Origin of the sequence: Kineosporia babensis (genome assembly GCF_021129305.1) — a bacterium.
Lineage (GTDB): Bacteria > Actinomycetota > Actinomycetes > Actinomycetales > Kineosporiaceae > Kineosporia > Kineosporia babensis.
Genome location: NZ_JAJOMB010000057.1, coordinates 1 through 5,608, shown reverse-complemented (window position 1 = coordinate 5,608; position 5,608 = coordinate 1). Strand labels below are relative to the sequence as shown.

The following is a 5,608-nucleotide window of genomic DNA, read 5'->3' as shown; positions in this document are numbered from 1 at the left end:
AGAACGCCGCGTCGATCCACAGATCGTCGTCGGCCTGCTCGTGGATCGAGGCGGGTTCCGGCTGGAGATCGGATGTTTCGAAGGTCTGACTGCCGAGACCACGACAATCCTGCCGATCATCCGGCAGTTCAAGGAACGCCATCACCTCGAGCACATGGTCGTCGTCGCCGATGCCGGGATGCTCTCGGCCGGCAACCTGCGGGAACTGGATGAGGCCGGGTTCGGGTTCATCGTGGGTTCCCGCACCACCAAGGCACCCATCGACCTCGCCTCCCACTTCCGCTGGCACGGAGACGCTTTCACTGACGAGCAGGTCATCGACACGATCACCCCGAAGACCACCCGGACCATCGAGAACGGCCCCGCCACCAAGGCCGAGCCCGTCTGGCACCGCGATGAGCATCCCAGGTCCTGGCGGGCGGTCTGGGCCTTCAGCGCCAAACGCTCAGCCCGGGACGCCAAGACCCTCACCGCCCAGGAGAACCGCGCCCGGGCCGTCGTCGATGGCGAGAAGGCCGCGCGGACACCAAGGTTCGTGACGCTCAAGGGCGACGCCACCGTCCTGGACGAGGCGGCCTTGGCCCGCGCCCGCCGCCTGGCCGGGCTGAAAGGCTACGTCTCGAACATCCCCGCCACCCTGATGAGCGCCCGCGAAGTGATCTCCAGCTATCACGATCTGTGGCACGTTGAGCAGTCGTTCCGGCTCTCCAAGACCGACCTGGCCGCCCGGCCGATGCACGTCCACACACAGGACACGATCGAAGCCCACCTGACCCTGGTCTTCACCGCCCTGGCCGTGGTCCGTGAAACCCAGGCCCGCGCCGGCCTCGGCATCCGCTCCATCGTCCGCCAACTCCGGCCGCTGCGCTCAGCCACGATCGCGATCAACGGCACCCAGCAAACCTTCCCGCCACAAATCAACCCAGAACAGAAGGCCATTCTGGATGCGATCCACAGGCCCAGAACTCAGGCACTAAGCGATTGACCAAACTCAGGATCACCGCGGCGCCGTCCATGTTCGTGGGGTCAATGTTCGTGACGTAGCCCTTGAGCTCGGCCAGTTGCCGGGCGCGTTCCACGGTCTCCTGGTTCAGTTCCTTGGTCTCGCCGGTGACCTTCAGGAACCTGACTCTGGCCATCGGTGCCTGGCCGGCGGCGCTCTTCTCGGCCTTGGCGATCATCGCGTTGATGTTGCGGTCGGGGTGTTCCCCGTCCCACCAGTCGAGCGGGGTGACCGGGGTGCTATCGGCCAGGGTGAACAGGTGCAGATGGGCGTGGTCCCAGCGAGCGAAGGCATCGTCGATGGACTCCGCGGGCTGAGCGAAGGTGTGTGACCGGGCCGCTGCCAGGATCCGGCCAGGTCGAGGCCAGAGGTCGTTCCCGTGTCCTGAGACCAGGTCGGCCCGGATCGACAACCACGTCCGAGCCATGCCGCTACCCCGTCCTCCCCGCAGCCGCGATGAAGCTTACCGAGAGTGTTATGCGGGCGGGGAACTTAACTGGCCGTCCACGGGGAATCGGTCGGCTCTGGCCCAATTTCCGTGATCTTGTAACGCGCCGTTACTGTGAGCATGATCTTGAGCAGTCGATCATGCTCGTCCGTGGGAACGGGGAGACTACTGCAGGGTCTGCTTCCGCATCTGCGGGAGCTCGTCATTGACCGGGTGGACACGAGCGGGCCGACGGTCTTGATCGAAGCGCGTTCGGAGGTGCCGGATTTCGGGTGTACCGCTTGCGGGGGAATGTCGAATCGGGTTCATAGCCGCTTTGTCCGGCGGCTGGCGGACGCGGCGATCGCTGGACGAGAGGTCCAGGTTCTGCTGACGGTCCGCCGGCTTCGTTGCCTTGAACCAAGCTGCCTTGAGGCTACTTTCGTTGAGCAGGTGCCTGGCGTGGCTGGACGCTATCAGCGACGCACTCGTCCGCTGAGGGGCGTTCTGGAGAAGGCATCTACAGCGAAGTGTACTCAGACGCTACCCGGGCAGCCCTACAACGACTTGGCGATCATTTGAAGTTGCCAGTCACCACGGAACTCTAGACCTCGCCAACGATGTCAGTTCATTTCAACTGCGGGCGCCTTTCCGAATGCCCGGTCAGGCGTCCGCAGCTTCGGAAGAATTTCTACTTGCGAGGCCACTCGCACAACTGCTGGCGTGTCACGATGAGGTCTTAAAATAGTTCAAATCCTTGATGGTTAGACCTCATCTAGGAGCCATCCTTGATGGCAACTTCGCGGGAACGTGCTCGATAGCATCGCAGATCAGCAGTAATCCGATCGAGTTGTTCCGTCAAATTCTTGACGCCATCCTGAGATGAGGGTATTTTTCCGCGTGACAAGAAATTACGTCGCACAGAGAGACAGCGAAACCAAATTTCTTCATCCCTCGGCGCCCATATACCCAGCGAACCGGCCGCCGCCGCCTTCTCAGGGGCAGGCATCTCTCGTATGGCCTCACCAAACTCTTCTTCATAAATCTGGTCAAGCATTGTCAAGATGCAATCGATTGTCCGAATGAGGCGCTCGACAGGATCTCTGCTTTTTCCCTCTTGTCGATGCTTCGAAATGCTTTTAGGTTCGCTAAGCGATCTTTCGGTGGCCAAAGCCTCAGACTTGTCGATATTATTCACATTGAATGCCGTCGAGGAGGAGGACAACGAACGCTCCATTATCGGCCCTAGATGATTCAGAACGGCCGACTTCGGGACTTCATTTGTTGACGATGCTTCAATCGAGCCCCCTGCGATAAGGAGACTCGATATACCGGAACCAGTTTCAGTGCAACGATTTGAGAAACGAATTACCTTCCCATCTCGGCCGCCGTGATGGTCGATTCCCGCTTTGTCCTCGGCCAGGTTCTCTAGCATCGTTTTCAGTTGAGACTGAATCCGAGCATTCGCTCGTAGGCGTTGCATCATCTGAATTTGAATGGAGGCAATCAGACATAATGCGGCGCCAGCCACGAAGACGCCGAGTAGGCCGATCTGAGCTGAGGACTTCGCGCGGGCTTCCGTGGCCAACCCAAAGCTGATTCCACCAAACGCAAGAGCTCCGGCCACCACCAAGGCGACACCTGCAACACGTGCACCTATTAGCGAATCCCGACTTAAGGTCAGTGACAAACTCAGATTTTCGGGAATCTTCGCCGTGCCTGCTTTCCCTTGAGCGGCACTCGAGCGCACACGAACGCTTATGAACTGGCGATCTGCAACCCTTACGCGCGGACTTGGCATAGCATCAACCTCAAACTTGGACCAACTATCGGCCAGTGGTCGCGCATGTGTGCCAATAGAGGGTCCGGAACAGGTCACGCCATAGCCAACGGTTCTTTGTGGGCTCATCCCGCCTCAACCTTCCGTCGCCGCATTGTGCACAGCAGATGAGCATGCAGCGGGGGAAAGACTCACGCCTACATGCAGAAGCGAACCGACGGCACACCCCCGAGCGCTCAAATGCGGAGCCATATCGTAGCGACACAATCGAGCGAGCAACAGCATTTGGCAACTCCGTGACATGCGAGGTTCATGAGGTCCGGCTTGCAGTTGTTTCAGATGAGGAGGCGACTGCCTACCGGAAGCGCTTCACGGGTACGCAATCACAGAGCCTCGGCGAGTACGTCGACTACGCCTGAAACTGCGCCGAAGGGATGATTTGCGCTGCACCTTCGGTGCAGCGAGAAAAATTGACAACAACCCCATTGCGGCAGTAAGGACGTCGATGGCGATATGCAATTGAAAACTCTCATTACAGAATGAAATTCTCCAACAAGTGTGGGAGATTCCCCGGCGTCGAGGCGTATTCCTCCCGAGTAGGGTTTGCAGGGCCTGCATATTGCAGCGCGAACCTCCCGGATGTCGACCTTCCTACACGACCTGTGCAAGGATCACATTCGGGTGCAGTTAAGCCCACTTGGCCGCAGGGTTGATGCCCTTCGTAAGATCAGGAGCCAAAAGTGTCCCAACCTTCCTCAACGGGGCCCTTACCGCAGATCCCAGCCTCGTTGGTGCCGTCGAGTCATGAACTTGACGATGTGGTGGCCTACATCAACTACTGGGTCCCCTTGAAGGTGCAGGAGCGGCTTCGTGACATGGCCACTCCGGAAGGCCAGAAGCGTCATGCCGCCCGTATTGAGGCGCTCCAAGACGCCATTCTCGGTGAACTTCATTTGATCCAGACTGAAGTTCGGCGCGATAAGTGGGGCGAGTCGCCCAAACTCACCACAAAGAACATTGATAACGCGATCGATGCTGTTCTGAACAGAGTTGAGAACGGTCTCCGAGCTGAGACAGATGAACTGTTAAAGCGTCTAGAGACGGCGGATGAAGCTCGGAAGGCGGAAACCCTCCGAGCCGATAGGGAGGCTGAGCGAGCGCGAAGGGCCGAGGAGCGGGCTGCCGAGGCTGAAGCCCGGGTTACTGATCTTGAAGCGAGAGCTGGCCAAGCCGAGGAGCGGGCTGGTGAGGCTACGAAGCGAGTTGACCAGGCGGGAGTGCGACTTCAGCAGGTCGAGGACCGCGCTCATCGGGGCTGGGTGGCTACGGCGTGTATCGCCGGCGCCTTCCTCGTCTTCCTGCCGGTCATCATCACCTTGCTGATGAGCGGGCCTGCCAAGTCCATCAACTCTCCGTCCGCCTGGTTGGGCGCGAGCATCGCCGCCATGTTCGCTTGCGCCGTAGTCGTTGCAGTCGCCGGTATCCTGAATCGTAGGCGCGGCAAGTAGTTTGTAGCGAGCTGCCGCTGGTACCTGGGCTGAGACTCCGTCTTGGCCCAGGTGCATTTTGCGGCGAGTTCTGTGGCTCGGTTCGTCGTCAGCCGGTCGGCCCGTTACCGTCGGCGCAACCAAAACTCGACGAGGTGCCTCCATCGGGACGGACGCGGTAGGTCGAGGCCTCCCGGAGCCGTAGCAGACGCGACGGCGCGTGGCTGGGGCGTGTGCGCTTCGACCCGACGGAGGCATGTCGAGACAAGCGTTGCTGTACTCCGTAGCTTACAAAGCCGGAAGGGGCGATCCCCCGAAACCGGGAAACCGCCCCTGACCTGCGGTGGACCTATTGGGACGTTATTCAAACCATATGCCGTGGTTGGGGCGGTTGGCCCGGATCATGGCCGATCTGGCCGGCACCAGGGACGATACAGCTGAACCGCCGATGCTTGGGCGTCGAATGGCGCCTCGGTTGACGGCCGGGCAGGTGCAGGAGTTGGTCGAGGGGTACGTGTCGGGGCTATCGACGTATGAGTTGGCTGAGCGGTTCGGTGTGCAACGGCAGACCGTGTCGCGGCATCTGCGTCTGCAGGGAGTGGAGGTGCGTCGGCGAGGGCTGGACGAGCAGGGCTTCGGCGAGGTGGTGCGGTTGTATCAGGGGGTTTGTCGTTGGCGCGAATCGGGGAGCGGTTGGGTGTCGATGCTGAGACCGTCCGCACCGTCCTCAGGAGGATGGGCATTGCCCGGCGTGACCCGCAGGGTCGCGCTCGCTGAAGGGTGAGTGTGTCAAGAGACCAGCGGCGCCCACCCCTCGCGTCACCCAGGAATGGGTGCGGGCGCACCAGCAGCTTGGAACGGGTCTGACCCCGCTGCAGGATGGCTTCCTGCCCGGACGGGAACCGCAAGGT

At 60.7% G+C, this 5,608-nt stretch carries 4 protein-coding genes and 1 pseudogene; 3 read left to right on the top strand and 2 right to left on the bottom strand.

The genetic code is table 11. From position 1 onward, the window contains the following. The coding region (locus tag LR394_RS40870) for an IS1634 family transposase (RefSeq protein ID WP_231450113.1) at positions 1-985 on the top strand (985 nt) is incomplete at its 5' end. Positions 986-995: 10 nt separating this feature from the next. Here the strand turns inward: LR394_RS40870 and LR394_RS44010 are convergent. Continuing rightward, positions 996-1,199 (bottom strand): annotated as a pseudogene (locus tag LR394_RS44010) (IS1634 family transposase); the annotation flags it as partial. A 1,006-nt stretch (positions 1,200-2,205) separates the two neighbouring features. Further along, positions 2,206-3,339, bottom strand: a complete 1,134-nt coding sequence (locus LR394_RS40860; RefSeq protein ID WP_231450111.1) for a hypothetical protein — start codon at positions 3,337-3,339, stop codon at positions 2,206-2,208. Between the two features lie 689 nt (positions 3,340-4,028). Between LR394_RS40860 and LR394_RS40855 the strand changes: the two genes are divergently transcribed. Both LR394_RS40855 and LR394_RS40850 read left to right on the top strand, forming a co-directional pair. Continuing rightward, positions 4,029-4,718 carry a hypothetical protein gene (locus tag LR394_RS40855; RefSeq protein WP_231450110.1) on the top strand — a complete coding sequence of 230 codons (690 nt, stop codon included), beginning with the start codon at positions 4,029-4,031 and terminating at the stop codon, positions 4,716-4,718. 382 nt (positions 4,719-5,100) lie between these two features. Further along, complete coding sequence (locus LR394_RS40850) at positions 5,101-5,481, top strand: helix-turn-helix domain-containing protein (RefSeq protein WP_231450109.1); 381 nt, start codon at positions 5,101-5,103, stop codon at positions 5,479-5,481. Positions 5,482-5,608 lie beyond the last annotated feature (127 nt).

What these genes read in the sequence shown, in the direction of transcription:
- LR394_RS40860 (WP_231450111.1), bottom strand. Translation starts at nt 3,339, where the DNA reads ATGAGCCCACAAAGAACCGTTGGCTATGGCGTGACCTGTTCCGGACCC.
- LR394_RS40850 (WP_231450109.1), top strand. Translation starts at nt 5,101, where the DNA reads ATGGCCGATCTGGCCGGCACCAGGGACGATACAGCTGAACCGCCGATG.